Origin of the sequence: Micromonospora sp. NPDC049282 (assembly GCF_043197045.1) — a bacterium.
Taxonomy (GTDB): Bacteria; Actinomycetota; Actinomycetes; order Mycobacteriales; family Micromonosporaceae; genus Micromonospora.
In genome coordinates this window covers 420,055-445,846 of sequence record NZ_JBICSL010000003.1, presented here as the reverse complement: position 1 = coordinate 445,846, position 25,792 = coordinate 420,055, and the positions used below count along the sequence as shown (strand labels likewise).

Sequence of the window (25,792 nt, the reverse complement as noted above, 5' to 3'; positions counted from 1 at the left end):
TCACCAGCCCTTCGCGAGGCTCGTCTGCAGCCGGGCGGCGCGGGCCGCCCGGAGCTGGAAGATCGCCTTCACCAGGGCGGGCGCGGCGATGAAGATGACGATGAGCGCCTGGAGCACGGTGACCAGCTCCAGCGAGATCCCGGAGTACGACTGCATCCGGTTGCCGCCGGCCTGGAGCGCGCCGAACAGCAGCGCGGCCAGCAGCACGCCCCACGGCTTCACCCGGCCGAGCAGGGCCACCAGGATGCCGTCGAACCCGATCTGCGCGATCACCAGCGGGGTCAGCGCGTTGGCGGTGGAGCCGAGCACCATGTTCGAGCCGCCGAGGCCGGCCAGCAGACCCGCGATCACCATCACCAGCACGTACGTCTTGGTCACGCTGATGCCGGCGGTCCGGGCGGCGTCCGGGTTGGCGCCCACCGCGCGCAGCTCGAAGCCGAGCGTGGAGCGGTTGAGCAGCCAGGCGATGAACCAGGTGGCCAGCACCGCGAGCAGGATGCCGGCGTGCACCCGCAGGTTGTCGCCGAGCAGCCGGGGCAACTGCGCGGAGGAGTCGACCGGCTTGCTGATCGCGTCCGACCGGTTCGGGTTCTGCACCCCGCTCTGGATGATGATCCAGGACAGGAAGTAGACCGCCACGTAGTTGAGCATGATCGTGTTGATCACCTCGTGGGCGCCGGTGCGGGCCTTGAGGATGCCCGGGATGAAACCCCAGAGCGCGCCGCCGAGCGCGCCGGCGATCAGCGCCACCAGCAGGTGCACCCCGGGCGGCAGCGGCAGCGCGAAGCCGGCGACCGCGGCCAGGATGACACCGATGGTCGCCTGGCCCTGGGCGCCGATGTTGAACAGGCCGCCGCGGAAGGCCAGCGCCACCGACAGGCCGGTGAAGACCAGCGGCGCGGTGTAGGTGAGCGTCTCCGAGATCGGACCCATCGCGGCGGTGAAGCCGACCGCGTCCGGGTCGAAGACCGCGCCCTTGAACAGGTTCGCGTACGCCTCGCTGACCACGGTCCAACTGGCGTTCAACGCGTCCGCCGGGCGCGCGGTGATGTAGCTGTAGGTGGCCAGCACCTCCGGGTCGGAGACGATGATCAGCACCGCGCCGGCAAGCATCGCCAGGACGACCGCGAGCACGGTCACGACGACCGTGTTGGCCGCCCAGAGGTTGTCCAGGAAGAGCCGGCCCAGGCTCGGGCGCGGCTCGCCGGCGGGGGCGGGCTTCGTCGCGGTGGTGGTGACCGCCCGCTCGGTGTCGCCGGCCGGCGCGGTCGGCGTCGCCCGGGCCTCCTCGCGCGCCTGGATCGCCTCGGTCGCCGGCTCCTTGTCCGGGGAGCCCGACGCCGGGTTCGGGTTCGTCATGCCTCGTCCTTGTTGCCGGGGCCCTCGGGGGCCGGGGCGGCGTCGCCCTCGTGCGGGGTGGCGGCGCTGCCCTCGTTCGGGGTCGTGGGCGCGGTGTCCGGCGTGATGCCGGCCATCAGCAGGCCGATCTCCTCGCGGGGGGTGTCCGGGCCGACGATGCCGATGACCCGGCCGCGGTACATCACCGCGATCCGGTCGGCCAGGCCGATCACCTCGTCCAGCTCGCTGGAGACCACCATGACCGCGGTGCCGACGTCCCGCTCGCGGATGACCCGGCTGTGGATGAACTCGATCGAGCCGACGTCCACGCCCCGGGTGGGCTGGGCGGCGATGAAGAGCTTCAGCGGCCGGGAGAGTTCCCGGGCCACGATCACCTTCTGCTGGTTGCCGCCGGAGAGCGTGCCGACCGCCGCGTCGGCGGACGAGGTACGGACGTCGAACTGCTCGATCCGTTCCTTCGCCGACTTCGCGATCGCGTCCGGCTTCAACGACAGGCCCTTGCCGAACGGCGGCCGGTCGTAGATGTCCAGCACCAGGTTCTCCGCCACGGAGAACTCCTTGACCAGGCCGTCGACGCTGCGGTCCTCCGGCACGTAGCCGACGCCGGCGCGCAGCACCTTCTTGGTCGACCAGCCCTGGGTCGCCTCGCCGTCGAGGCTGACCGTGCCGGCGAGCACCGGGCGCAGGCCCATGATCGCCTCGATCAGCTCGGTCTGGCCGTTGCCCTGTACGCCCGCGACGCCGAGCACCTCACCGGCGTGCACGGTCAGGTCGACGCCGTCGACCGCGCGTACCAGCCGGTCGTCGTCGACCACCAGGCCGGCGACCTCCAGGATCGGCTTGCCCGGCTGGGCGGGCTTCTTGTCCACGGTCAGCCGGACGTTGCGGCCGACCATCAGCGCGGCCAACTCGTCCCGGCTGGCGCTCGGCTCGGCGGTGCCGACCGTCTTCCCGCGCCGGATCACGGTGATCCGGTCCGCGATCGCCTTCACCTCGCCCAGCTTGTGGGTGATGAACACGATCGACTTGCCGGCGGCCTTCAGCGACCGCATGACTGTGAGCAGTTCCTCGGTCTCCTGCGGGGTGAGCACGGCGGTCGGCTCGTCGAGGATCAGCAGGTCGACGTCGCGGGTGAGCGCCTTGACGATCTCCACCCGCTGCTGGATGCCGACCGGCAGGTCCTCGATCACCGCGTCCGGGTCGACCCGGAGGTTGTACCGCTCGGAGACCTCGGCGACCTCGCGCCGGGCCCGCCGGCGGTCCAGCAGGCCGGCGAAGGGCACCTTGACCTGCTCGGCGCCGAGCATCACGTTCTCGGCCACGGTGAAGACCGGCACCAGCATGAAGTGCTGGTGCACCATGCCGATCCCGGCCGCGATCGCGTCCGACGGGCCCTTCAGCTTCAGCGGCTTTCCGTCGACCAGGATCTCGCCCTCGTCCGGCTGGTAGAGGCCGTAGAGCACGTTCATCAGGGTCGACTTGCCGGCGCCGTTCTCGCCGAGCAGGGCGTGGATCTCTCCAGGCTCCACCGTGAGGTCGATGTGGTCGTTGGCGACCAGGTCACCGAACCGTTTGGTGATGCCGCGCAGTTCGAGTCTCAGCGCAACCTCCTGGAGTGCGAGCGATGGTGCAGCGTAGCGACTGCCGCGCCGCCACCGCGCCGGGTGGGGTGTGGGGGATCTCCAAGGTGATCGGCCGCCCCGGGCGTCGGGTTCGGAACCCGTACGCCCGGGACGGCCGGCTCGTGCTACCTGGTGCTCGCCGGCCCCGCTGCCGATGATCTCACCGCGGCGGCCGGCGGAGCGGTCACTTGGTCGGCTGGGCCTTCGAGGTGACCGTGATGGTGCCGGCGGCGATGTCCGCCTTGATCTTGTCGACCTCGGCCTTCAGGTCCGCCGGGACCTTGCTGTCGAAGTCGTGGTACGGCGCGATGGAGACGCCGGTGTTGGCCAGGGTGCCGACGAAGCCCGGGGTGGACTGCAGCTTCTCGCCACCGGCGGCCTTCACCACGGCCTCCTTGACGGCCCCCGGGATGTTCTTGACGACCGTGGTCACGATCGCGGAGCAGTCCGGGGTGCTCTCGCAGCCGTCGACGTCGACCCAGACGACCGAGTACTTGCCGCCCGAGGCCTTGGCCGCGGCGGTGGTGCCGAGGCCGGCGCCGCCGGCGACCGGCATGATGATGTCGGCGCCCTGGGCGACCAGCGCGTCGGACACCTTCTTGCCCTCGTCCTGCTTGACGAAGTCGTTGGTGAAGGAACCCTTCTGGGTGGCCTTGTCCCAGCCGATGACCGAGACGTTCTTGTTCTTGGCCTTGTTGTAGTACGCCACGCCGTCGGCGAAGCCGTCCATGAAGATGGTGACCGGCGGGATCGGCAGGCCGCCGTAGGTGCCCACCTTGCCGCTCTTGCTCATCCCGGCGGCCAGGTAGCCGGCCTGGAACGCGGCCTGCGCGGTGTCGAACTGCATCGGGTAGACGTTGCCCACGCCCGGGTTGGCGTCGACGATCGCGAACTGCTGGTTCGGGTTCGCGGTCGCGGCCTTCTTGATGGAGTCCGACATCAGGCCACCGACGGCCAGGATGAAGTCGCACTTCTGGTTGACGAACCCGGTCAGGTTGACCTCGTAGTCCGCCTCGGCCTTCGACTGGACGTTCTTGATCTCGATGTTGTCGTTCTCCTTCTTCGCCTCCTGGAGGCCCTTCCAGGCCGAGGTGTTGAAGGACTTGTCGTCGATACCGCCGACGTCGGTCACCATGCAGGCGCTGTACTTCTTGCCGCCGGTGCCGCCGGCGTTGTCGTCGTCCTTGGGGGCCTCACCACAAGCGGCGGCGCCCAGCACGAGGCCACCCGCCACGAAGGCGGAGGCGATCCGCATCCCACGCACAGAGCGCAAGACGTCTCCTTCCCATTGCCGACCGCGTCGTGCGCGGTGGCAGCCCTTGCGCCGGCCTGCGATGTGCCGCCGGCGTCCCACGTTACGGACGGGAGCGTACGCCCGCGCCCACCCACCGGCCGACAATCGTGCACGACTGTTGAGCGTCCGTTACCCCGGTGTAACCCTTGCGTGGGGCAGATCACTTTTTCGGCCGGTAGGCGTGCGTAGGCGTGTCCTGAACGTCCGTTTCCCGGTGCCTTCCCGTTGCCCGGCGGACTACCGCCAGAACACCGCGACCGCCGCGTTGAGCAGGGTCAACCCGATGATCGCGAGGAAGTGTCCGCGGTTCACGGACTCCCGCTTACGGGAGAAGAAGACCATGACGAAGATGAGCAACGCGAGCACCAACTTGGTAACAAGCTTTGCCGGGGCCGGCTCGTCGCCGTCGCGCAGCGGGGCGGAGAGTCCGAGACCGGTCAGGATCTGGATCACCGCCCCCCACAACATGGCCGCGTTGATCCGCAGTCGGCCGGTGACGTACTGGGCGATCCCGCCGCCGAGCAGCAGCGCGAAGCCGATCAGATGGACGTAGAGAAGGATCAGTCGAAGAGCTTCCACGCCGCCCATCCTCCCCCATCAACGACACCGCGTAGTAGTCAGCTCACCCAGGTGCCGTCATACCGTGACCTGGACCGCCGTCGGCCGGTCCGCCACCGCCGCCAGGTCCACGCCACCGCCGGACCGGCGGCCGACCAGGACCAGCCCAGCGCGTACCCGGCCAGCACGGCCAGTGGCCGGCCGGCGCCCGCCCCGTCGAAGAACGCCGCCGAGCGCAGCAGCGTGCCGCCGTCGGCGCGGCGCTGTTCGGGCTGGTGCCCGGCTACTTCACCCAGCGCATGCGTTGACCAGGGGCCCCTCCTTTCACCAGCGCCAGAGCTGGAAGGTGGGGCCGTCGGCGGGGAGGGTGGCCGCGCCGGGGCGCAGCGCCGGCGCGCCGCCGTAGATGTTGTCCGCGGCGGGCAGGCCGGTCAGCCGGACCGGGGCGCCGGGGGCGCGGCGGGCCAGCGCCAGCACCGTCCCGGTCGGCGCCTCCCGGAGGAAGACAAGCGTGTCCGCGTCGGCGTGCACCCACCGCAGGCCGCCGTGCCGCAGCGCCGGCTCGTCGCGGCGCAGCGCCAGCAGCGACCGGTACGCGTCGAACGTACGCCGGTCCCAGCTCTCCGGCCGGTGCCACGGCATCGGGGTACGCGAGCCCTCCCCGTTCGTGCCGGTCAGGCCCAGCTCGTCGCCGGCGAAGACCACCGGGGTGCCGGGCATGGTGGCGAGCAGCCCGGCGGCGACCTCCTGCCGGGCCGCGTCGCCGACCACGGTGCGGATCCGGGCCGAGTCGTGCGAGCCGAGCAGCTGCCACGAGTGCGTGTACGACCGCCAGGAGACCAGCGACCGGTAGGCGTTCATGGTGGCCAGCACCGCGTCCGCGTCCCGCCGTCGCACCCCGCCCGGCGTGCCGAGGAAGTTCGGCACCGGGCCGTCGCCGTGGCGCAGCCAGGACCAGACCGGGTCGGTGAAGCCGACGTAGTTCATGGTCCCGTGCCAGCCGTCGGCGTCCAGGTCGCCGGTGTGGTCGTGGCCGTGCTCGGCGAGCAGCAGCGCGTCCGGCCGGGTCTCGGCGACCACCTCGCGCAGCAGCCGCGCCACCTCGTGGGTGTAGGCGTCGGCGCCGCGCCGGCCGGTCATGTTCGCCACGTCGACCCGCCAGCCGTCCAGCCCGTACGGCGGGCGCAGCCAGCGGCGCAGCAGCGAGTCCTCGGCGGTGGCGAAGCGGCGGCGCAGCTCCGCGCTGCCCCAGTTGAGCTTCGGCAGCGACCTGACCCCGTTCCACGACTCGTAGTCGGAGCCAGGTAGGTCGAAGTAGTAGAGGTCGCGCTCCGGCGCGTGGACGTCGGAGATCGCGTCGGTGAACCACCGGTGCGCGTCGCCGGTGTGGTTGCTGGTGATGTCGCCGAGCAGCCGCCAGCCCCGGGCGCGTACCGCGTCGGCGAGCCGGACCAGCGCCGCGTCGCCGCCGAGCAGCGGGTCGACGGTGTCGAAGCTGGCCGCGTCGTACCTGTGGTTGGAGCGCGCCGGGAAGATCGGGGTGAGGTAGACCGTGTTGACGCCGAGCCGCTCCAGGTGGTCCAGGCGCTCGGTGATCCCGTCGAGGTCGCCGCCGTAGAACTGGCGGGGCGTCTCCGGGCCGCGACCGACGACCGGGGTGTCCCAGTCGCACGGGACGGCCCAGTCCGGGGCGGTGCGGCCGTCCGCGGCGGCCGAGCGGGCGAACCGGTCCGGGAAGATCTGGTAGATCACCGCGTCCCGGGCCCAGGCCGGCGGCGGCGCGTGGCTGACCAGCTTGAAGTCGCCGTGGTCCGGCACGTCGTGACCGGCCAGGCCGGCCGCGTTGAGCCAGCGGGCGCCCGCGTCGCCGTCGAGCAGGAAGCGGTAGTTGCTGACCGGGTTGCGGACCTCGACGTCGGCCCGCCACCACACGTCACCGCCGGCGGTACGGTCCACGACCGCCTCGACGAAGTGCGGCTCGCCGTCGCCGGTGGTGCGCGCGTGCACCTGGCGGACGCCGGCGCCGGCCGGCACCCGGACGAAGACGGGGACGGTCTGCCCGAGCGCGGGCTCCTGCTCCGGCACGTAGGTGGCGGATCCGTCGTGGTGGGGCTGGAGGAGGGACATGGTGCGGCCTTTCGCGTCGTACCGACAGTGAGTGGGGCGCCCGCCGCGATCGGTCACCCGACCGCGGCGGTCCGCCCTCCAAACCGCTCCGGTGTACGTCGACACGACGCCCTTGCCGCAGCGTGAGCCGAGGAGGCTCAGCCCTTGACCGCTCCGGAGGTGAGGCCGGAGACGATGTAGCGCTGGAGCAGTTGGAACACCAGCACCGTGGGGATCGCGGTGAGCAGCGTGCCCGCCGCGAACATCCCGAAGTTGTTGTTGCGCTCGCCCGCCACCAGGCCGTACATGCCGACCGCGAGGGTCTTCGACTCGGTGTTGGTGAGGAACACGTTGGCGATGATGAACTCGTTGATCGACCCGATGAACGCGAGCAGGCCGGTCACCGCCAGGATCGGCGCCACCAGCGGCAGCATGATCCGGAAGAAGATCTGCACGTGCGAGGCGCCGTCCATGGTCGCCGACTCGTCCAGCTCCTTCGGCAGCGTGTCGAAGAAGCCCTTCATCAGCCAGGTGTTCGCGCCGAGCGCGCCACCCATGTAGAGCAGGAACAGGCCCCACGGGGTGTTGAAGCCGATCCCCGGGTAGAGGTCGGTGATCGTGGTGAAGATCAGGAAGATCGCCACGATCGCCAGGAACTGCGGGAACATCTGGATCAGCAGCAGCGCGAGCAGGCCGACCCGCCGCCCGGCGAAGCGCATCCGGGAGAACGCGTACGCCGCCAGCGCCGACAGGAAGATCGACGCGAAGCTGGCCACGCCCGCCAGCAGCAGCGAGTTGAGGAACCAGTGGCCGAACGCCGTCTTGTCGAACAGGTTCGTGAAGTTCTCCAGCGACGCGCCGGTCGGCAGCAGCTCGGTGGAGGAGAGCGTGCCGAGCGGGTTGAACGCCGCCGAGATCACGAACAGGATCGGGAAGAGGCTGAACAGCACGGCCAGCACCCCGACCAGGTGCCGCCAGCCCACCTGGCCGAACCACCGGCTGCGGGACCGGCGGGCCGGGTTGCGGCCGGTGTCGCGGTTGACCGCCGGCGTTTCCGCGATGCTGGTCACGAGTACACCTCCTCCTGCTTGCGGGTCCGCCGGAAGCTGATCGCCGACACCGTCGCCACGATCGCGAAGATGAAGATCGAGACGGTGGCGGCCAGGCCGAACTCGGCGCCCTGTGCCCCGAACGCGAGCCGGTACGTGTAGGTGATCAGCAGGTCGGTGGCGCCGTTGGTCGGGTTGTCCGGCGCGAACGGGCCGCCCTCGGTGGTGAACAGGATCGCGTTGACGTTGTTGAAGTTGTACGCGAACGACGCGATCAGCAGCGGCGAGAGCGCCACCAGCAGCAGCGGCAGGGTGACCGCCCGGAACGACTGCCAGGGCGACGCGCCGTCGACCGAGGTCGCCTCGGTCAGCTCCCGCGGGATGGCCTGCAACGCGCCGGTGGCGACCAGGAACATGTACGGGTAGCCGAGCCACAACTGCACCAGCAGCACCGCGATGCGGGCCGACCAGGTGCCGCCGAACCAGTCGACGTCCAGCCCGAACAGGTCGTTGAGTAGGCCGAAGTCGGTATTGAACATGTCCCGCCAGATCAGCAGCATGGCGAACGACGGCATGGCGTACGGCAGGATCAGCACCATCCGGTAGAGGTTGGTGCCGCTCATCCGGGGTGAGTGCAGCGCGAGCGCGATGGCCATGCCGAGCAGGAACGTCAGCCCGGTGGAGCCGATCGCGAACGCGAAGTTCCAGGCCAGCGTGCCGAAGAACGGGCCGGAGATGTTGCGGTCGGTGAGCACCGTGGCGAAGTTCTTCAGTCCGACGTCGACCTTCCAGCCCTGGGCGAGGCGTTCGCCGTCGGCGGCGACGAAGGAGCCGGACTCCTCGTCGGCGGTCCACGTCTTGCCGGTCTCGCTGTCCTTGACGCAGTCGCACGCGGCGTCGTACGCCCGGGCCGCCTTGCCCTCGTAGGCCCGGGTGAGGCCGTTGGAGCGGATGGCGCCGTCGTCGGTGGGCACGATCAGCGCGGTGACGGCGTCGCTGCGGCCACTGGCCTGCCCGATGTTCAGCACGGTGTAGCCGTCGGCGGCGGTGATCTTGCCGCTGAGGCTGCTGACGGTGACGTCCCCGGCGTCGAGCCGGCGCAGCCCGCCCGCGTCCCCGGCGAAGACCTGTTTGGTCTTCGGGTCGCTGAGCAGGAAGACCAGGGCGCCGGTCGCCGGGTCGCCCTTGGTGGCGATGGTGAGCGCGTACTCGGTCGAGCCGGGGACCTGCTTCACCGAGGAGGTCTGGATGGCGACGATCGCGTCGTCCTTGGTGCCGCGGTGGCCGTCGCCGAAGTTCGAGAACGCGGTGCTGGCGGTGAAGAGCACCGGGAGCACCTGGAAGGCGATCAGGAAGAGCGTGCCGGGGACCAGGTACTTGGCCGGGATGTGCCGGCGACCCAGGTAGAGGTAGAACAGGGCGGCCGTGGTGGCGACCAGGACGCCCAGGCCGATCCAGTGCTCGGCCTCGATGAGCGGGAAGGCCGCCCAGATCGCGATCCCGGCCACCAGGCCGAGCAGGACCACCTTGACGACGAGGCCGGTCGCGGTGATCGGCGCGTGTTGCCGCGCGGTACGGGACGTGCGCGGGAGCCCACGGCGTACGGGCTCCCGGCCCGGGGCCTGCGGTGCAGACCCCGGGCCGGACAGCGGCGCGCTCATTACTTGATCTGACCCTGGATGGTCTTGCCGGCGGCCGTGATCGTCTTGGCCGGGTCGGCGCCGCCGATGACGGCGGCCTCGGCCTTGCCGAACGGGTCCCAGATCGCGGCCATGGCCGGGATCGCCGGGAGCACCTGGCCGTTCTTGCCGGCCTCGGAGAACTTGGCCAGGTCCGGGTCCTCGCCCTTGACCTGGTCGAAGGCGGCGGTCAGCGCCGGCGGGCGCGGCTCTGCCTTGTACAGCGCGACGGCCAGCTCGGGCTTGGTCACGTAGTTGGTGACGAACTCCTGGGCCAGGGCCTTGTTCTTGCCCTTGGCGGCGACGTAGAACGCCTGGACGCCCACGAACGGCTGGGCCTCCTTGCCACCGGCGAAGCCGGGGACCGGGGAGATGTCGTACTTGATGCCGGCCTTCTTGGCGTCGGCGATCGCCCACGGGCCGGACACCAGGTAGGCGCACTTCTTGCCGGTGAAGGTGGCGATGGAGTTCTCGCCGGTGATGGAGCGCTTCAGCGCGCCGTCACCCTTCTCACCGAGCTTGCCGATCTTCTGGAACGCGGCGATCGACTCCGGCTTGCCCACGCCCAGGTCCTTCGGGTCGTAGTCGCCGTTGGCGGCGGTGCCGAACAGGTAGCCGCCGGCCGAGGTGTACAGCGGGTAGATGTGGTACGCGTCGCCGTTCTGCCCGGACTGGAGGCAGAGGATCTCGCTGGCCTTCTTCTCCGCCTTGAGCTTCTTGCCGGTGGCGACCAGGTCCTCGATCGTCTTCGGCGCCTCGGGGGCCAGCTCGGTGTTGCGGATCAGCGCGACGTTCTCGGTGGCGTAGGGCACACCGTAGAGCTGGCCGTTGAACGTGACGGCCTTGATCGCGGTCTCGTTGAAGCCGGTCTTCTGCTCGGCCGGCAGCTGGACCGGGTCGATGGCGCCGTTCTGGACCAGGTTGCCGATCCAGTCGTGCGCGCCGACCACGACGTCCGGGCCGCTGCCCTGCTGGGAGGCGGTGACGAAGTTGGTCTGCAGGTCCTTGGAGACGGCCTGGACCTCGACGGTCACGCCGTTCTCCTTGCCGAACTCGTCGGCGAAGGGCTGGAGGGCGGCGGTGCGCTTGTCGTCGGCCCAGATGACCAGCTTGCCACCGGGCGCCTTGCTGGCGGACTGCTCGGCGGCCGGCTTGTCGCTGCCGCTGTCACCACAGCCGGACGCGGCGAGCGCCAGGCCGAGGACGGCGACCACACCCGCGGTACGGATGCGCATCGGTACTCCTGTCGTCATGGCGGCACGCCGGGGGAAGGGCGACCGCCAGCGGAATCTCTGAAATTTCTTGCTGCTCGGCGCGGGGGTACTGCGCCGCTGCTCTCGCATGTTGCGGGGACGTTAGCAAGAGGTTGCAGAGAATGGAAGGGCTTGCAGAACTGTACGCAAGACTTTGCGGTTGAGCTAAAGTGCCGCCATGCGCGCTCGACTGTCCGACATCGCCCAACAGGCCGAAGTCAGCGAGGCCACGGTGTCGCGGGTGCTCAACGACCGCCCCGGAGTGGCCCCGGAGACCCGACAGGCCGTCCTCACCGCCCTCGACGTGCTCGGCTACGAGCGTCCGGCCCGGCTGCGCAAGCGCAGCGCCGGGCTGGTCGGCCTGGTCGTGCCCGAACTGGAGAACCCGATCTTCCCGGCGTTCGCCCAGGTCATCGAGTCGACCCTGGCGCAGAGCGGGTTCACCCCGGTGCTGTGCACCCAGACCCCGGGCGGGGTCACCGAGGACGAGTACGTGGAGATGCTGCTGGACCGTCAGGTCTCCGGCATCGTCTTCGTCTCCGGCCTGCACGCCGACACCGCGGCCAACCACGACCGGTACCGGGCGCTGATCGGCCGCCCACTGCCGATCGTCATGATCAACGGCTTCGCGCCCAACATCGCCGCTCCCTTCGTCTCCTGCGACGACCGGGAGGCGACCGAGCTGGCCGTCGCCCATCTGGTCGCGCTCGGCCATCGCCGGATCGGGCTGATCACCGGCCCGGACCGGTTCGTGCCGGTGCAGCGGCGGGTGGCCGGCTTCCGGGCCGCGATGTCCCGGCTCGCCGGCCTGGCCGAGAACGAGCTGGACGAGCTGGCCGAGCTGTCCCTGTTCGGCGTGGAGGGCGGCGAGGCGGCCGCCGGCCGGCTCATCGAGCGGGACGTCACCGGCATCGTCTGCGGTTCGGACCTGATGGCGCTCGGCGCGATCCGGGCCGCCCGGCAGCGCGGTCGCTCGGTGCCCGGCGAGCTGTCCGTGGTCGGGTACGACGACTCGCCGTTGATGGCCTTCACCGACCCGCCGCTGACCACGATGCGCCAGCCGGTGATCGCGATGGCGGTCGCCGCAGTGCGGGCCCTGGTCGACGAGATCAACGGGCACGCCGCCCCGCACTCGGAGTACCTGTTCCGCCCGGAGCTGGTGGTGCGCGGCTCCACCGCCGTCGCGCGTCCCACCCCCGCCGTCACGCGTCAGCGCCCGACGCCCACCTCCCTCGCCGTTCCCGCCTGACCCCACGGCCCTCCCCTCGTCCCGGGATGCGGGACGGCTCGGCGCCCATGATCGGCCTGGCCGGAGGGTGATCGCGGTCATTTCTTGCGCAAAGAATGCTTGACTCTTGCAGAGCCGACGCGGCATCCTGCTCAGACACCCTGCGCCGCCACAGAACGGGAATCGACACCGATGACCTCCGCCCCCACCCCCGCGCCGCTGACCACCGACGACTGGTGGCGGTCGGCGGTCGTCTACCAGATCTACGTCCGCAGCTTCGCCGACGCGAACTCCGACGGCGTCGGTGACCTCCAGGGCATCCGGGGGCGCCTGCCCTACCTGCGCGACCTGGGCGTCGACGCGCTCTGGCTGACCCCCTTCTACACCTCGCCGCAGGTCGACGCCGGCTACGACGTGGCCGACTACCGCGACGTGGACCCGCTCTTCGGCAGCCTGGCCGACTTCGACGAGATGATCACCGACGCCCACGCGCTGGGCCTGCGGATCATCGTCGACCTGGTGCCCAACCACACCTCCAGCGCGCACCCGTGGTTCACCGCGGCGCTCGCCGCCGGCCCGGGCTCGCCGGAGCGCGAGCGTTACCTGTTCGCCGACGGCAAGGGCGAGCAGGGCGAGCTGCCCCCCAACGACTGGGAGAGCATCTTCGGCGGCCCCGCCTGGACCCGGGTCGTCGACGGCCAGTGGTACCTGCACCTGTTCGACCCGGCCCAGCCCGACCTGAACTGGCGGCACCCCGAGGTGCGCGCCGAGTTCGAGGACGTCCTGCGCTTCTGGCTGGACCGCGGGGTGGACGGCTTCCGGATCGACGTGGCGCACGGGATGATCAAGGCCGAGGGCCTGCCCGACGTCGGCTTCAACTCGATGACCACCGGCCAGCGCCAGTCGGAGCTGCTGGGCAAGGGCCGGCTGCCCTACTTCGACCAGGACGAGGTGCACGACATCTACCGCGCCTGGCGGCCGATCCTGGACAGCTACCCCGGCGGCCGGATGGCGGTCGCCGAGGCCTGGGCCGAGACGCCGCAGCGGCTGGCCCGCTACATCGGCCCGGACGAGCTGCACCAGGCGTTCAGCTTCGACTTCCTCGACGCCACCTGGTCGGCCGACTCGTTCCGCAAGGTGATCGACACGGCGCTGGCCGAGTCGACGATCGTCGGCGCGCCGACCACCTGGGTGCTCTCCAACCACGACCGGCAACGCCACGTCACCCGGTACGGCGACGGCGACGTCGGGCTGCGCCGCGCCCGGGCCGCCGCGCTGCTGATGCTCGCGCTGCCCGGTTGCGCGTACGTCTACCAGGGCGAGGAACTGGGCCTGCCGGAGGTGCTGGACCTCCCCGACGAACTGCGTCAGGACCCGGCGTTCCGGCGCACCGGTGAGAGCCGCGACGGCTGCCGGGTGCCGATCCCGTGGAGCGGCGAGCTGGCCCCGTACGGCTTCGGGCCGGACGGCAGCGAGCTGAGCTGGCTGCCGGCGCCGGCGACCTGGCGGGCCCTCTCGGTGGCCGCCCAGACCGGAACGCCCGGCTCGACGCTGGAGCTGTACCGGGCCGCGCTGCGGATCCGGGGCGAGCACCCGGCGCTGGCCGGCCTCGGCGGCATCACCTGGATGGAGACCGAGCCCGGCGTGCTGGCGTTCCGCCGCGCCGCCGGGGACACCGAGCTGACCTGCGTGGTCAACCTCAGCGGCGCCGACGTGACGGTCGCCGGCCACGGCCGGCCGCTCGTCGCCAGCGCCGACCTCACCGAGCGGGGCGACGGACACGTCCTGCCGGTGGACTCAGCCGCGTGGTTCGAACGGCGCTGAGCCGGGTAACCCGCCAACGACCTGGCCGTCCGTTGTGCCCCGCGCCGACGGGCGGCTGGGCTGCCGACCCCTTGTGGTGGGGGGTGAGGTGGTGCCGGCCCCCGGGAGTCCGCTCCCGGGGGCCGGTGTCCATCACCGACCGCGCCGGCGCTCAGCCGCCCTTGGCGGTGAGCAGCGCGGCGATCCGGGCCAGCCCGGCCCGGACCTCGTCGGAGTCCGGCGGGTTCGCCGGCTGCGGCTCCGGCCGGCGCTCGGCGGCCAGCTCCAGCTCGTCGTCGATGACGTCCTCGAAGTCGCCGTAGAGATCCGCCTGTTCGTTCTCGTCCACGGCGGCGATCTGCGCGGCGGCGATCTCACCCCGGATCTCCTCCGGGGTGAGCGCCGGAAGCAGCGGCTCCACGACCGCCATCAGCTGCTCCTCCGCCACCACCGCCTCGGCCAGCGCCAGCGCGTGCGGTCGCTCGTACGGGCCGCAGACCACCGGCTCCCACTCGTCCTCCGGGGCCAGCGGGCCGAACGTGATGATCCACGGCAGGCCCAGCATCGGCGAGTCGTCCGGCAGGTCCAGTGTCACGAGTGCGCCCACCGGCCCATCATGGTCGCTGCGTGCCCGCCCGGGGACGGCAATCCCCCGACTCTCCCCGCTCAGGCGACCGCTCTCAGCCACGCGTACCGGCGTCCAGCGCCGCACGGACCAGCGCGACGGCCCGCTCCGGCGGTACGCCCAGGCGACGCGCCTCGGCCGCGTACCCCTCGGCGGCGCGGTGCAGCCGGTCGGTGGCGTCGTCGCGGCCCGGGGCCACCACGGTGCCGTGCCGGCCGCGCGTCTCGACCAGGCCGGCGGACTCCAACTCCCGGTACGCCCGGGCCACCGTGTTCACCGCCAGCCCCAGGTCGGCCGCGAGCTGCCGGACCGCGGGCAGCCGGGTGCCCACCGCCAGCCGGCCGTCCCCGATCGCGCTCGCGAGCTGCGCGCGCACCTGCTCGTACGGGGGCACCGCAGACTCGGCGTCGACCCGGACCCCGAGGCTCATCCCCCGCCCCCGGGCGTGCCCGGATCGGTCTCCTCGTCGAGCACGTCCGCCTCCACGTCCACCTCCCGCGCCCCGCCCTCGGCCAGGTCCACCACCCGGCCGTACCGGCTGGTGGCGGCGAGCGCGGCGCCGAAGAGCACCAACTGGTTGAGCAGGTAGAGGTAGAGCAGCAGACCCACCGCGGTCGCCACCACCGTGTAGGCCGGGTTCCGCTCGGTGCGCACCACGTAGTAGCGCCCCACGGTGTTGAGCAGGGTGATGCCGACGGCGACGGTCAGCACCGCCGGGCGCAGCCGGCGCCGGCTCATCCGCAGCCGGGGCACGGCCAGCAGCAGCGCGGCGGCGAGCACGGCGTTGACCAGTAGGCTGAGCACCGCGCTGACCGTGGTCAGGCCGACCGAGCCGGTGCTGCGCAGCAGGAAACGCAGCAGCGACTCCAGCGCGTCGACCGCGGCGACCGAGACGAAGAGCAGCACGAAGACCGCGACCAGCACGCCGAGGTCGACCAGGCGGCGCATGACGAGGTTGCCGGGCTGCTGGTTGAAGCCGTACATCAGCCGCTGCGAGGAGCGGATCGCCTCCACCCACCCGATCCCGGTGAAGACCAGGATGACCAGGCCGACCACGCCGACGGTGTTGCTGCTCTCGGCGATCTGCGCCGGGTCGAGGAACGGCAGGTTCTCCCGGAGGAACTCGGCCGCCGCGCGGCTGACGTCCTCGTTGTCCCGCAGCACCGCGCCGAAGATCCAGTACGCGACCAGGGCGAGCGCGAACACGGCGAAGAAACCGTAGTAGGCGATGGCGGCGGCGAGCCGACCGGCGAGCAGGTCGCCGTAGAGCGTCCCGGCCTGCCAGAGGTGGTCGAAGATCGGCGAGCGAGCGCGGGCCGCGTCGATCCGGCGCCCGACCGCCGCCTCGATCCGGCCGAAGACGTTCACTCCGTCATCCTCGCCGATCGCCGCCCCCGGCGGAGGAGGCCCGGCCGGCCGGGTGTTCAGCGCCGGCCGCCGAGCCGGAAGTCGCGGCGGGGCTGCCACCGGGCCGCGCCGCTGTGCGAGAAGAGCGTGAACGCCTCCACCTCGAACAGCGCGGAGAAGTCGGCGAGGTCCTCGTATGCCTTGTCGAGCACCTCGGGCGGCACGTCCTGGGCGACGGTCACGTGCGGGTGGTAGGGGAAACGCGCCTCCCGACGCAGCTCCGGGGCCGAGTTGATGGCGGAGGCGAGCAGCTCGCACTCGCTGATCCCGGCCGCCACCGTCACGAAGACCACCTGGGTGACCGGACGGAACGTGCCGGTGCCGCGCAGGTGCAGGGTGAACGGCAGGTGCGTGGCGGCCACCCGGGTCAGGTGGTCCTCGACGGCGGGCAGCGCGCGGACCGGGATCTCGGTGGGCCCGAGCAGGGTGACGTGGGCCGGCACGGCCTGCGGGTCGCCGGCGGAGACCCGACGGCGGGTGAGCATCCCGCCCCACGGCTCCGGGATGTCCACCGCGATCCCGATCTGGATCGTGTCCCCGCCGTCCGGCGCTGCCTCACCGTCCGTCACGTTGCCCGCCATCTCTCCGGCCACCGACCGCGTCACCGTTCCCGCTCCGCCGGCCGCTACTCGGACCGCACCGGGGGAAAGAAACCGATCCGGTCGTACGCGGCGCGCAGCGTGCCGTCCGCCACCGCCCGGGCCTTCTCCGCGCCCTGCGCGAGCAGCTTGTCCAGTTGGGCCGGGTCGTTCAGGTAGCCGTTGGTGCGTTCCTGGACCGGGGTGACGAACTCCCGCACCACCTCGGCGAGGTCCTTCTTGAGGTCGCCGTAGCCCCGGCCGTCGTACGCCGCGACCAGGTCGTCGATGCCTCGGCCGGAGAGCGCGGAGTAGATGGTGAGCAGGTTGGAGATGCCCGGCTTCCCCACCGCGTCGAAGACGATCTCGCGACCGGTGTCGGTGACCGCCGAGCGGATCTTCTTGGCCGACCGTGTCGGGTCCTCCAGCAGGTCGATGATGCCGGCCGGGGAGGAGGACGACTTCGACATCTTGGCCGTCGGGTCCTGCAGATCGGTGATCTTGGCGGTGTCCTTCACGATGTGCGGCACCGGCACCGTGAACGTCGGGCCGAACAGCGAGTTGAACCGCTGGGCCAGGTCCCGGGAGAGCTCCAGGTGCTGCCGCTGGTCCTCGCCGACCGGCACCGCGTGCGCCTGGTAGAGCAGGATGTCGGCGGCCTGCAGGATCGGGTAGGTGAACAGCCCGACGCTGGCCCGCTCGCTGCCCTGCTTCAGCGACTTGTCCTTGAACTGGGTCATCCGGCCGGCCTCGCCGAAGCCGGTGATGCAGCCGAGCACCCAGGCCAGTTGCGGGTGCTCGGGCACCTGCGACTGGACGAAGAGGGTGCTGCGCTCCGGGTCGATGCCCAGGGCGAAGAGCTGCGCGGCCGCCACCCGGCTGCGCCGCTTGAGCACCTCGGGGTCGTGCCCCGCGGTGATCGCGTGCAGGTCCACCACGCAGTAGAACGCGTCGTGGCTGTCCTGCAGGGCCACCCAGTGCCGCAGCGCGCCCAGGTAGTTGCCGAGATGGAACGAGTCGGCCGTCGGCTGGATGCCGGAGAAGACGCGCGGGCGGACGGGTACGTCGGACATGGCGGTGATTCTGTCAGCAAGCCCCGGGATCCGTCATGACGGGCCGGCGGGTCGGGCCGGTACGGGCGGCGGCGGGGCGCTGACCTCGCGCCGCGGCTCGGGCAGGCGGCGCGTGGAGACCGCCAGCCGGGACACCCGCCGGCCGTCGAGCGCCAGCACCCGCAGCAACCAGCCCTCCGGATCGGTGACGCCCGATCCGTCGATCGGGTCGACGGCGACCGGCACCTCGTCGCCGGCCACCGGCAGGCGGCCCAGCGCGGCCATCACGTACCCGCCGACCGTCTCGTACGGGCCGGCGGGCAGGGGGACTCCGGTGCGCTCGGCGAAGTCGGCCAGGTTGAGCCGGCCGTCGACCACGGCGGGGAGGCCGGCGACGGCCGGCTCGGGTGGGCCGTCGCCCTCGTCGTGGATCTCCCCGACCAACTCCTCGACGAGGTCCTCGCAGGTGACGATGCCGGCGGTGCCGCCGTACTCGTCGACCACCACGGCCAGGTGGTGCCCCTCCCGACGCATCTCGGTGAGCGCCGCGAGCACCCGTTTGCTGCCCGGCAGCCGCTTCACCTCGCGGGTCAGCTCGCCGACCGCGACCGCGCGGGCCGGTTCCGGGCGCAGCAGCACGTCCCGCAGGTGCACCAGGCCGACCACGTCGTCGTGCGTGCCGTCCACCACCGGGTAGCGGGTGTGCGGGTCGGCCCGCACCAACCGCTGCGCCTCGGCCACCGGCAGGCCGGCGGAGAGGAAGACCACCTCGGTGCGGGGCACCATCACCTCGCGGACCAGCCGCGCGCCGGCCACCAGCACCTCGTCGATGATCCGGCGCTCGTCCGCGTCGAGCAGCGTGTTGGCCGCCACCAGGTCGCGCAGCTCGGCTTCGCTGATCCGTTCCCGCCCGGCGGTGGGGCTCGTCCCGAGCAGGCCGGTCACCAGGCGGATGGCGCCGTCGGCGGCCCGCACCACGACCCGGGCCACGGTCCGGGCCAGCGGGCCGGATTCGCGTCGGGGCCGCCCCGGCGGTCGCCGCCGGGGCCCGGGACCACCCGCTTCCCGCATGACAAGCATGGTAGACAGCGCCCGCCGGAGGCCCGACGTGATGTGCGGATCTGTTCAATCCTGGTGGATCGTGATGGAATGGCGGGAGACTCACTCGACCGCCGCGCCACCGTCCGCGCCGTAGGGTGATCACGGACGGCCGACACGGACGCGGCCAGGCAGGAGGACCGACGTGAAACTGCTCGTCACCGGCGGCGCCGGCTACATCGGCAGCGTGGTGACCCGGATGCTGCTCGACCACGGCCACCAGGTGACCGTGCTGGACGACCTGCGCACCGGCCACCGCGAGGCGCTCGCCCCCGAGGCCACCCACGTCGACCTGCCGGTGCACGAGGCGGCCCGGGTGCTCACCCCCGACGCCGGGTTCGACGGCGTGCTGCACTTCGCCGCCCTGATCGCCGCCGGCGAGTCAATGATCCGCCCCGAGCTCTACTGGCACACCAACACCGTCGGCTCACTCGCCCTGATCGACGCGGTCCGCGCCGCCCGGGTCCCGCGGATGGTCTTCTCCTCCACCGCCGCCGTCTACGGCAACCCCACCGAGCTGCCCATCCCGGAGACCGCCGTCAAGGCCCCCACCAGCACCTACGGCGCGACGAAGCTGGCCGTCGACATGGCGCTCACCTCCGAGTCGATCGCGCACGAGCTGGGCGCCGTCTCGCTGCGCTACTTCAACGTCGCCGGGGCCTACCTGCATGACGGCACGGCCATCGGCGAGCGGCACGACCCGGAGACGCACCTCATCCCGATCGCCCTCGACGTGGCCGCCGGCCGGCGCGAGAAGCTCCAACTCTTCGGCGACGACTACCCCACCGCCGACGGCACCTGCGTCCGCGACTACATCCACGTCGAGGACCTGGCCCGCGCCCACCTGCTCGCCCTCGACGCGGCCACGCCGGGCCGGCACCGGATCTACAACCTGGGCAACGGCAACGGCTTCACCAACCGCCAGGTGGTCGAGGTGGTCCGCGAGGTCACCGGCCACCCGGTGCCGGTCGAGGTGGCGCCGCGCCGCGAGGGCGACCCCGCCGAGCTGGTCGCGTCGTCCGCGCTGGCCCGCGACGAGCTGGGCTGGGTGCCGGCGAAGCCCACCCTGCGCGACATGGTCGGCGACGCCTGGGCGTTCTACCGCGAACACCTCGCCGGGCGACCCTCATGAGCGGCGACGTCGCGGACCGCGCCACCGCCGGCTTCCGGCAGCGGTACGACGCCGAGCCGGCCGGCCGCTGGGCGGCGCCCGGGCGGGTCAACCTGATCGGCGAGCACACCGACTACAACGACGGCTTCGTGCTGCCCTTCGCGCTTCCGCTGCGTACCGTGGTCGCCGCCGCGCCCGGCCCGGACGGACGCTGGACGGTCTGGTCGGAGCTGGACGACGAGCCGGTGGAGTTCGGGGCCGTGGAGGCCGACGAACCCGGCCGGGTCGACGGCTGGGCCGCCTACGTGGCCGGTGTGGTGTGGGCGTTGCGCGCCGTCGGCCTCGACGTCCCCGGCGCGCGGCTCGCGATCGCCTCCGACGTGCCGGTCGGCTCCGGGCTCTCCTCGTCCGCCGCCATCGAGTCGGCCGTGCTGGCCGCCCTGGTCGACCTCGGCGGGCTCGACCTGCCCACCGACCGGTGGCCCCGGCTCGCCCAGCGCGCCGAGAACGACTACGTCGGCGCGCCGACCGGGATCATGGACCAGTCCGCGGTCGTCCGGGCCCGGGAGGGTCACGCGCTCTTCCTCGACTGCCGCACCGAGGAGGTCGAGCAGATCCCGTTCGACCTGGACGCCGACGGGCTGGCCGTGCTGGTCGTCGACTCGCGCGCGCCGCACCGGCACGCCGACGGCGAGTACGCGTCCCGGCGGAAGAGCTGCGAACGGGCCGCCGCCACGCTCGGGGTGGCCGCCCTGCGCGACGTGCCCACCGCCGACCTCGACGCGGCGCTGGCCCGCCTCGACGACGACGAGACCCGCCGCCGGGTCCGGCACGTGGTCACCGAGAACCAGCGGGTGCTCGACACCGTCGCGTTGCTGCGCGCCGGGCGGGTCCGCGACACCGGCCCGCTGCTGACCGCCTCGCACGCCTCGATGCGCGACGACTTCGAGATCACCGTGCCGGAGGTCGACACCGCGGTCGAGGCGGCGCTGGCCGCCGGGGCGTACGGCGCGCGGATGACCGGCGGCGGCTTCGGCGGCTGCGTGCTCGCCCTGGTCGACGCCGGCGCCGCCGAACGGGTGGCCGCCGCCGTGGCCGCCGCGTACGCCGAGCGCGGCTTCGCCGCCCCCGGCACGCTGACCGTCCTCCCCGCCGGCGGCGCCCACCGCCTCCCGTAACCCTCGCGCCCTGTTTGACGGAAGAGTGGCTGTCCACGCTCGGACAGCCACTCTTTCCGTGCATCTGCGCGTCGAGGAAGGGGCGTCAGCCGGCTTCCACGATCATGCCGGCGCCTACCGTGCGGTTGGTCGCCTCGTCGATGATGACGAAGCCGCCGGTGGTGCGGTTCCGGCGGTACTCGTCGGCGAGCAGCGGGACGGTGGTCCGCAGCCGGATCCGGCCGATCTCGTTGAGCTTCAGCTCGCCGGCCGCCTCGTCCCGGTGCAGCGAGTTGATGTCCAGCCGGTAGTGCAGCTCCCGCACGATCGCCCGGGCCGAACGGGTGGTGTGCTTGATCGCGTACCTGCCGCCGACCTGGAGCGGCCGGCTCTCGTCCATCCAGCAGACCATCGCCTCGATGTCCTGCGCGACCATCGGGGCGTTGTTCGGCCGGCAGATCAGGTCACCGCGCGAGATGTCGATCTCGTCGGTCAGCCGGACCGTCACCGACATCGGCGGGAACGCCTCGTCCACCGGGCCGTCGGCCGTGTCCACCGAGGCGATCCGACTGGTGAAGCCCGACGGCAGCACCATCACCTCGTCCCCCGGCTTGAGCACGCCCGAGGCCACCTGACCCGCGTATCCCCGGTAGTCGGTGACGGTGGTGGACTGCGGCCGGATCACGTACTGCACCGGGAAGCGGACGTCGACCAGGTTCCGGTCGGAGGCGATGTGCACCCGCTCCAGGTGGTGCAGCAGCGACGGGCCCTCGTACCAGGGCATGTGCTCCGAGCGGGAGACGATGTTGTCGCCCCGCAGCGCGGAGACCGGCACCACGGTCAGGTCCGGCACGTCGAGCTTCGCGGCGAACGCGGTGAACTCGTCCGCGATCCGCTCGAAGACCTCCTGCGACCAGTCGACCAGGTCCATCTTGTTGACGCACAGGACCAGGTGCGGCACCCGCAGCAGCGAGCAGAGGAACGCGTGCCGGCGGGACTGCTCCACCAGGCCCTTGCGCGCGTCCACCAGGATCAGCGCCAGGTCGGCCGTGGAGGCGCCGGTGACCATGTTCCGGGTGTACTGGGTGTGCCCCGGGGTGTCGGCGATGATGAACTTGCGCCGCGGCGTGGCGAAGTAGCGGTAGGCCACGTCGATGGTGATGCCCTGCTCCCGCTCGGCCCGCAGGCCGTCGGTGAGCAACGCCAGGTTGGTGTATTCGTCGCCGCGCGCCGCGCTGACCGCCTCGACCGCGGCGAGCTGGTCGCTGAAGAGCGACTTCGTGTCGTAGAGCAGCCGGCCGATGAGGGTCGACTTGCCGTCGTCGACGCTGCCTGCGGTGGCGAACCGCAGCAGGTCCATCGGCCGTACGGTGGTCTCGCCGTCGGCCGGCGCCAAGGTCTCGACACTCATCAGAAGTAGCCCTCCCGCTTGCGGTCCTCCATGGCGGCCTCGCTGACCCGGTCGTCGCCGCGGGTCGCGCCGCGCTCGGTGATCCGGGTGGCGGCCACCTCCTCGATCACCTTCTCCACCGTGTCGGCGTCCGAGCGGACCGCCGCGGTGCAGGAGGCGTCACCCACGGTCCGGTACCGCACCTGGGCCTTGAACGGCTGCTCGCCGACGCGCGCCCGGAAGAACTCGTTGACCGCGTAGAACATGCCGTCGCGCTCGATCACCTCGCGCTCGTGCGCGTAGTAGATCGACGGCAGCGGAATCCGCTCCCGGGCGATGTAGTGCCACACGTCCAGCTCGGTCCAGTTGGACAGCGGGAACACCCGGATCGACTCGCCGGGGTGGTGCCGGCCGTTGTAGAGCGACCACAGCTCCGGGCGCTGGTTCTTCGGGTCCCACTGGCCGAACTCGTCGCGGAAGCTGAACACCCGCTCCTTGGCGCGAGCCTTCTCCTCGTCCCGGCGGGCGCCGCCGAAGAGCGCGTCGAAGCGGTGCTTCTCCACCGCGTCGAGCAGCACCGGCGTCTGGATCCGGTTGCGCGTGCCGTCCGCCGTCTCGCGGACCATGCCCTTGTTCAGGGCCTCCGGGACGCTCGCCACGATGAGCTGCAGGCCCAGCTCGGCCACCCGCTGGTCCCGGTAGTCGAGCACCTCGGGGAAGTTGTGCCCGGTGTCCACGTGCATCACCGGGAACGGAATGTTGGCCGGCGCGAACGCCTTCTGCGCCAACCGGAGCATCACGATCGAGTCCTTGCCGCCGGAGAAGAGCAGCACCGGCCGCTCCATCTCGGCGACGACCTCGCGCATCACGAAGATGCTCTCCGCCTCGAGCGCGTCGAGGTGCGACACCTGGTAAGCGGCGGGGGACGTCATGACACGAACTCCATGTGCTCGGATCCGTACATCGGATTCCAGGCCTTTCCGGTCGGACTCGTGAAGAAGAACGCTCAGGTTACCCGGAGTGCCGCTGCAACGCTGCAAGCAACCGACTCGCGAGATCCTTGCGGCAGACCAGCAGATCCGGTAGGCGCGGGTCGGCCTCGTTGTATTTCAGCGCAGAACCGTCGATCCGGGAAGCGTGCAGTCCGGTGGCCGTCGCCACAGCGACCGGAGCGGCCGAATCCCACTCGTACTGGCCGCCGGCATGGATGTACGCGTCGACCTCGCCGGTGACCACGGCGGCGATCTTCGCACCCGCCGAGCCCATCGGAACCAGATGAGCGCCGACGTCCGCCGCCAGATCGGTCAGGAAAACCGGCGGACGGCTACGACTCGCCGCCAACCGGATGGTCCGCGACCCCACCGCCGTGGCCGCCTCCACCCGCATCGGCGGATACGCCGGCGGGTAGTCCGTGCCCAGCACCCGGTGCTGCGCCGGCAGGCCCAACGCGCCCGCCACCAGACCGTGCGACGTGGGCGCGCTACGCGACCAGAGCGCCACGTGCACCGCCCAGTCGGCGCGCCCCTCCTCGGCGTACTCCCGGGTGCCGTCCAGCGGATCGACGATCCACACCCGGTCCGCGGTCAGCCGGGGCATCGCGCCGGTGCTCACCTCGGCCGTCCAGGCCAGACGCGAACCCTCGTCCTCCTCCGACAGCACCGCGTCCGCCGGGCGCCACCGGGCCAGCTCGGTCCGGATCAGATCGTGCGAGACCTTGTCCCCGGCCGACCGCAACGCCCCGGCGTCCGCGAAGCCCATCTCCGCGCGCAGGTCCGTCAACGCCTGCCCGGCCCGCGACGCCAGCCAGCGAGCGAACGCGCCGTCGATCATCGGAGGACTGCCCATGGTGTTGCCGCTCCCGTCGCCCGCCTTCGCCCACGCCGAAAGGCGCAGACTACCGGCCGCCGCCGGATCCGCCGGTCAGGCCCCGTGGTACAGGTTCTGCGTCGGCTCCACACCTTTCGTGACCACCGACTCCACCACGTCCGCCGCGCGGTCGACCAGGAACTCCAACTCCTTGCGCTCGGCGGCGGAAAAATCCGAGAGTACGAAGTCGGCCGGGTCCTGCCGCCCCGGCGGACGGCCGACGCCGAACCGCACCCGCACGTAGTCCTTCGTACCAAGCGACTTCGACATCGACCGCAGGCCGTTGTGCCCGCCCTCGCCGCCGCCGAACTTCACCCGCACCTGCCCGTAGCCGATGTCCAGCTCGTCGTGCACCGCGATCACCCGAGCCGGCGGGATCTTGTGGAACTGGGCCAGCCCGGCCACCGGGCCACCGGAGAGGTTCATGTAGGTCAGCGGCTTCAGCAGCACCAGCTTCGGGCCACCGAACCCCAGCCGCCCCTCGGCGACCTCGGCCACCGCGCGCCGGTGCCGGCCGAACTTCGCGCCCACCCGCGCGGCCAGCAGGTCAGCCACCATGAACCCGACGTTGTGCCGGTTGTTCGCGTACTCCCGACCGGGGTTGCCCAGGCCGACCACCAGCCACGGCCCCGCCTCGTCCGTCACCCCGACGCCCCTTCCCGCTCGCTACCCGACGACCCGCCCCGATACGCCGACAGGCGCCCCCGAACCCCCGGGGACGCCTGTCGCACAGCCTGCGGACCGATCAGGCCTCGGTCTTCGCCTCGGCCGGAGCCTCTTCGCCCTCGGCGGCCGGAGCGCCCTCCGGAGCCTCGGCGGTCTCCTCGCCGGCCTCGGCCTCGGCCTCCTCGGTGGCCTCCTCGACCTCGGGGAGGGTGGCCTCGAGCTGCTCGGCGGTCGGGGCGGCGGTCACCGAGGCGATCGGCGTCTCGGCGTCCGCGGCCAGCTCGACGCCGGACGGCAGCTCGACGTCGGCGGCGGTGATCGTGGTGCCCGCCTCGGCGGCCTCGATCGACGCCTCCAGGTGGTCCGGCACCTTGGTCGCGTCGGCGGTCACCGACAGCGTGTCGTGGTCGTGCACGATCAGGGTGTCCTTCGCGGCCTCACCGGTCAGCTGGACCGGGACCTCGACGGTGACCTTCTCGCCGCGGCGGACCAGCAGCAGGTCCACGTGCTCGAAGCTGTCCCTGATCGGGTCACGCTGGATCGCCTTCGGCAGCGCCAGCACCTGGGTGCCGTCGCTGACCTCGATCGCGAAGAGCTGGTTGGCGCCGCCCTTGCGGATCGCGGCGGCGAACTCCCGCGCCGGCAGCGCGATGTGCTTGGGCTTCTCGCCGTGGCCGTACAGCACGGCGGGCACCTTGCCGGCCCGGCGGGTACGACGGGCACCACCCTTGCCGAACTCGGTACGGGGCTCGGCGCTGATCTTTACCTCGGACACGGGGAAACTCCTGATACTTCGCTGCGGCGGCTTGTCGTCTGGCGGTGCTGGGCGAGGGGCTCGCTGGGGCTCAAGGTCATGAACGACCGCCCGGAGCACCGCGTCGATGACGGCGC

23 protein-coding genes are annotated in these 25,792 nt (G+C 71.8%); 4 read left to right on the top strand and 19 right to left on the bottom strand.

All coding sequences use genetic code 11. The annotated features are described in order from the left end of the window. The 8 genes from ACGFI2_RS08740 to ACGFI2_RS08705 form a co-directional block, all read right to left on the bottom strand. Positions 1-1,359, bottom strand: a complete 1,359-nt coding sequence (locus tag ACGFI2_RS08740; RefSeq protein WP_393512827.1) for an ABC transporter permease — start codon at positions 1,357-1,359, stop codon at positions 1-3. Further along, positions 1,356-2,900, bottom strand: a complete 1,545-nt coding sequence (locus tag ACGFI2_RS08735; protein ID WP_393513162.1) for an ABC transporter ATP-binding protein — start codon at positions 2,898-2,900, stop codon at positions 1,356-1,358. Before ACGFI2_RS08735 ends, ACGFI2_RS08740 begins: the two co-directional genes overlap by 4 nt. 265 nt (positions 2,901-3,165) lie before the next feature. After that, complete coding sequence (locus ACGFI2_RS08730; protein WP_393513159.1) at positions 3,166-4,236, bottom strand: BMP family protein; 1,071 nt, start codon at positions 4,234-4,236, stop codon at positions 3,166-3,168. A 276-nt stretch (positions 4,237-4,512) separates the two neighbouring features. After that, a complete protein-coding gene (locus tag ACGFI2_RS08725) occupies positions 4,513-4,854 on the bottom strand; it encodes a hypothetical protein (protein ID WP_098746061.1) in 342 nt (113 codons plus the stop codon). Between the two features lie 303 nt (positions 4,855-5,157). Then, a complete protein-coding gene (locus ACGFI2_RS08720; RefSeq protein ID WP_393512824.1) occupies positions 5,158-6,960 on the bottom strand; it encodes a glycoside hydrolase family 13 protein in 1,803 nt (600 codons plus the stop codon). 137 nt (positions 6,961-7,097) lie between these two features. Then, positions 7,098-8,009: a sugar ABC transporter permease gene (locus ACGFI2_RS08715; RefSeq protein WP_393512822.1), complete on the bottom strand. Its 912-nt coding sequence runs from the start codon at positions 8,007-8,009 to the stop codon at positions 7,098-7,100. Then, on the bottom strand, positions 8,006-9,649 hold the full coding sequence (locus ACGFI2_RS08710; protein WP_393512819.1) for an ABC transporter permease subunit: 1,644 nt from the start codon (positions 9,647-9,649) through the stop codon (positions 8,006-8,008). Before ACGFI2_RS08710 ends, ACGFI2_RS08715 begins: the two co-directional genes overlap by 4 nt. After that, positions 9,649-10,902, bottom strand: a complete 1,254-nt coding sequence (locus ACGFI2_RS08705) for an extracellular solute-binding protein (RefSeq protein ID WP_393512816.1) — start codon at positions 10,900-10,902, stop codon at positions 9,649-9,651. The genes ACGFI2_RS08710 and ACGFI2_RS08705 overlap by 1 nt, the downstream gene beginning before the upstream one ends. A 196-nt stretch (positions 10,903-11,098) precedes the next feature. On the opposite strand from ACGFI2_RS08705, the gene ACGFI2_RS08700 reads away from it, so the two are divergent. Together ACGFI2_RS08700 and ACGFI2_RS08695 are read left to right on the top strand one after the other, a co-directional pair. After that, positions 11,099-12,169 carry a LacI family DNA-binding transcriptional regulator gene (locus tag ACGFI2_RS08700; protein WP_393512814.1) on the top strand — a complete coding sequence of 357 codons (1,071 nt, stop codon included), beginning with the start codon at positions 11,099-11,101 and terminating at the stop codon, positions 12,167-12,169. Between the two features lie 171 nt (positions 12,170-12,340). Then, a complete protein-coding gene (locus tag ACGFI2_RS08695) occupies positions 12,341-13,972 on the top strand; it encodes a glycoside hydrolase family 13 protein (protein ID WP_393512811.1) in 1,632 nt (543 codons plus the stop codon). 151 nt (positions 13,973-14,123) lie between these two features. Here the strand turns inward: ACGFI2_RS08695 and ACGFI2_RS08690 are convergent, their stop codons facing one another. From ACGFI2_RS08690 to ACGFI2_RS08665, 6 genes are all read right to left on the bottom strand, one after another. After that, the gene (locus ACGFI2_RS08690) at positions 14,124-14,558 is read right to left on the bottom strand and encodes a hypothetical protein (protein ID WP_393512808.1); all 435 of its coding nucleotides are present in this window, start codon (positions 14,556-14,558) and stop codon (positions 14,124-14,126) included. 73 nt (positions 14,559-14,631) lie between these two features. Further along, positions 14,632-15,006, bottom strand: a complete 375-nt coding sequence (locus ACGFI2_RS08685) for a GntR family transcriptional regulator (RefSeq protein WP_393512805.1) — start codon at positions 15,004-15,006, stop codon at positions 14,632-14,634. Next, positions 15,003-15,944, bottom strand: a complete 942-nt coding sequence (locus tag ACGFI2_RS08680) for a YhjD/YihY/BrkB family envelope integrity protein (protein ID WP_393512802.1) — start codon at positions 15,942-15,944, stop codon at positions 15,003-15,005. The genes ACGFI2_RS08685 and ACGFI2_RS08680 overlap by 4 nt, the downstream gene beginning before the upstream one ends. A gap of 56 nt (positions 15,945-16,000) precedes the next feature. Next, on the bottom strand, positions 16,001-16,564 hold the full coding sequence (locus ACGFI2_RS08675; RefSeq protein WP_393513156.1) for a 2'-5' RNA ligase family protein: 564 nt from the start codon (positions 16,562-16,564) through the stop codon (positions 16,001-16,003). 44 nt (positions 16,565-16,608) lie between these two features. Further along, entirely contained in the window at positions 16,609-17,634 is a 1,026-nt protein-coding gene (trpS, locus tag ACGFI2_RS08670) for a tryptophan--tRNA ligase (RefSeq protein WP_393512799.1), read from the bottom strand. A gap of 33 nt (positions 17,635-17,667) precedes the next feature. Further along, positions 17,668-18,684, bottom strand: coding sequence for a hemolysin family protein (locus tag ACGFI2_RS08665; protein ID WP_393512796.1), 1,017 nt, complete (start codon positions 18,682-18,684; stop codon positions 17,668-17,670). 226 nt (positions 18,685-18,910) lie between these two features. Between ACGFI2_RS08665 and galE the strand changes: the two genes are divergently transcribed. Together galE and galK are read left to right on the top strand one after the other, a co-directional pair. After that, positions 18,911-19,843: a UDP-glucose 4-epimerase GalE gene (gene galE / locus ACGFI2_RS08660; protein ID WP_393513153.1), complete on the top strand. Its 933-nt coding sequence runs from the start codon at positions 18,911-18,913 to the stop codon at positions 19,841-19,843. After that, positions 19,840-21,000 carry a galactokinase gene (galK, locus tag ACGFI2_RS08655; RefSeq protein ID WP_393512793.1) on the top strand — a complete coding sequence of 387 codons (1,161 nt, stop codon included), beginning with the start codon at positions 19,840-19,842 and terminating at the stop codon, positions 20,998-21,000. Before galE ends, galK begins: the two co-directional genes overlap by 4 nt. Positions 21,001-21,085: 85 nt before the next feature. Here galK and cysN read toward each other — a convergent pair whose 3' ends face one another. From cysN to ACGFI2_RS08630, 5 genes are all read right to left on the bottom strand, one after another. Next, entirely contained in the window at positions 21,086-22,390 is a 1,305-nt protein-coding gene (gene cysN / locus ACGFI2_RS08650; protein ID WP_393512790.1) for a sulfate adenylyltransferase subunit CysN, read from the bottom strand. Next, complete coding sequence (gene cysD, locus ACGFI2_RS08645) at positions 22,390-23,301, bottom strand: sulfate adenylyltransferase subunit CysD (RefSeq protein ID WP_393512787.1); 912 nt, start codon at positions 23,299-23,301, stop codon at positions 22,390-22,392. The genes cysN and cysD overlap by 1 nt, the downstream gene beginning before the upstream one ends. A gap of 79 nt (positions 23,302-23,380) precedes the next feature. Next, positions 23,381-24,214, bottom strand: a complete 834-nt coding sequence (locus ACGFI2_RS08640) for an inositol monophosphatase family protein (protein WP_393512784.1) — start codon at positions 24,212-24,214, stop codon at positions 23,381-23,383. 75 nt (positions 24,215-24,289) lie between these two features. Next, complete coding sequence (gene pth, locus ACGFI2_RS08635) at positions 24,290-24,880, bottom strand: aminoacyl-tRNA hydrolase (protein WP_393512781.1); 591 nt, start codon at positions 24,878-24,880, stop codon at positions 24,290-24,292. Positions 24,881-24,980: 100 nt separating this feature from the next. Further along, positions 24,981-25,676 (bottom strand): 50S ribosomal protein L25/general stress protein Ctc, encoded by a 696-nt coding sequence (locus ACGFI2_RS08630; protein ID WP_393512778.1) that lies wholly within the window; start codon positions 25,674-25,676, stop codon positions 24,981-24,983. Between the last annotated feature and the right edge of the window lie 116 nt (positions 25,677-25,792).

What these genes read in the sequence shown, in the direction of transcription:
- ACGFI2_RS08740 (WP_393512827.1), bottom strand. Translation starts at nt 1,359, where the DNA reads ATGACGAACCCGAACCCGGCGTCGGGCTCCCCGGACAAGGAGCCGGCG.
- ACGFI2_RS08730 (WP_393513159.1), bottom strand. Translation starts at nt 4,236, where the DNA reads ATGCGGATCGCCTCCGCCTTCGTGGCGGGTGGCCTCGTGCTGGGCGCC.
- ACGFI2_RS08720 (WP_393512824.1), bottom strand. Translation starts at nt 6,960, where the DNA reads ATGTCCCTCCTCCAGCCCCACCACGACGGATCCGCCACCTACGTGCCG.
- ACGFI2_RS08710 (WP_393512819.1), bottom strand. Translation starts at nt 9,649, where the DNA reads ATGAGCGCGCCGCTGTCCGGCCCGGGGTCTGCACCGCAGGCCCCGGGC.
- ACGFI2_RS08705 (WP_393512816.1), bottom strand. Translation starts at nt 10,902, where the DNA reads ATGCGCATCCGTACCGCGGGTGTGGTCGCCGTCCTCGGCCTGGCGCTC.
- ACGFI2_RS08700 (WP_393512814.1), top strand. Translation starts at nt 11,099, where the DNA reads ATGCGCGCTCGACTGTCCGACATCGCCCAACAGGCCGAAGTCAGCGAG.
- ACGFI2_RS08695 (WP_393512811.1), top strand. Translation starts at nt 12,341, where the DNA reads ATGACCTCCGCCCCCACCCCCGCGCCGCTGACCACCGACGACTGGTGG.
- ACGFI2_RS08685 (WP_393512805.1), bottom strand. Translation starts at nt 15,006, where the DNA reads ATGAGCCTCGGGGTCCGGGTCGACGCCGAGTCTGCGGTGCCCCCGTAC.
- ACGFI2_RS08675 (WP_393513156.1), bottom strand. Translation starts at nt 16,564, where the DNA reads ATGGCGGGCAACGTGACGGACGGTGAGGCAGCGCCGGACGGCGGGGAC.
- trpS (WP_393512799.1), bottom strand. Translation starts at nt 17,634, where the DNA reads ATGTCCGACGTACCCGTCCGCCCGCGCGTCTTCTCCGGCATCCAGCCG.
- ACGFI2_RS08665 (WP_393512796.1), bottom strand. Translation starts at nt 18,684, where the DNA reads ATGCGGGAAGCGGGTGGTCCCGGGCCCCGGCGGCGACCGCCGGGGCGG.
- galE (WP_393513153.1), top strand. Translation starts at nt 18,911, where the DNA reads ATGCTGCTCGACCACGGCCACCAGGTGACCGTGCTGGACGACCTGCGC.
- galK (WP_393512793.1), top strand. Translation starts at nt 19,840, where the DNA reads ATGAGCGGCGACGTCGCGGACCGCGCCACCGCCGGCTTCCGGCAGCGG.
- cysN (WP_393512790.1), bottom strand. Translation starts at nt 22,390, where the DNA reads ATGAGTGTCGAGACCTTGGCGCCGGCCGACGGCGAGACCACCGTACGG.
- cysD (WP_393512787.1), bottom strand. Translation starts at nt 23,301, where the DNA reads ATGACGTCCCCCGCCGCTTACCAGGTGTCGCACCTCGACGCGCTCGAG.
- ACGFI2_RS08640 (WP_393512784.1), bottom strand. Translation starts at nt 24,214, where the DNA reads ATGGGCAGTCCTCCGATGATCGACGGCGCGTTCGCTCGCTGGCTGGCG.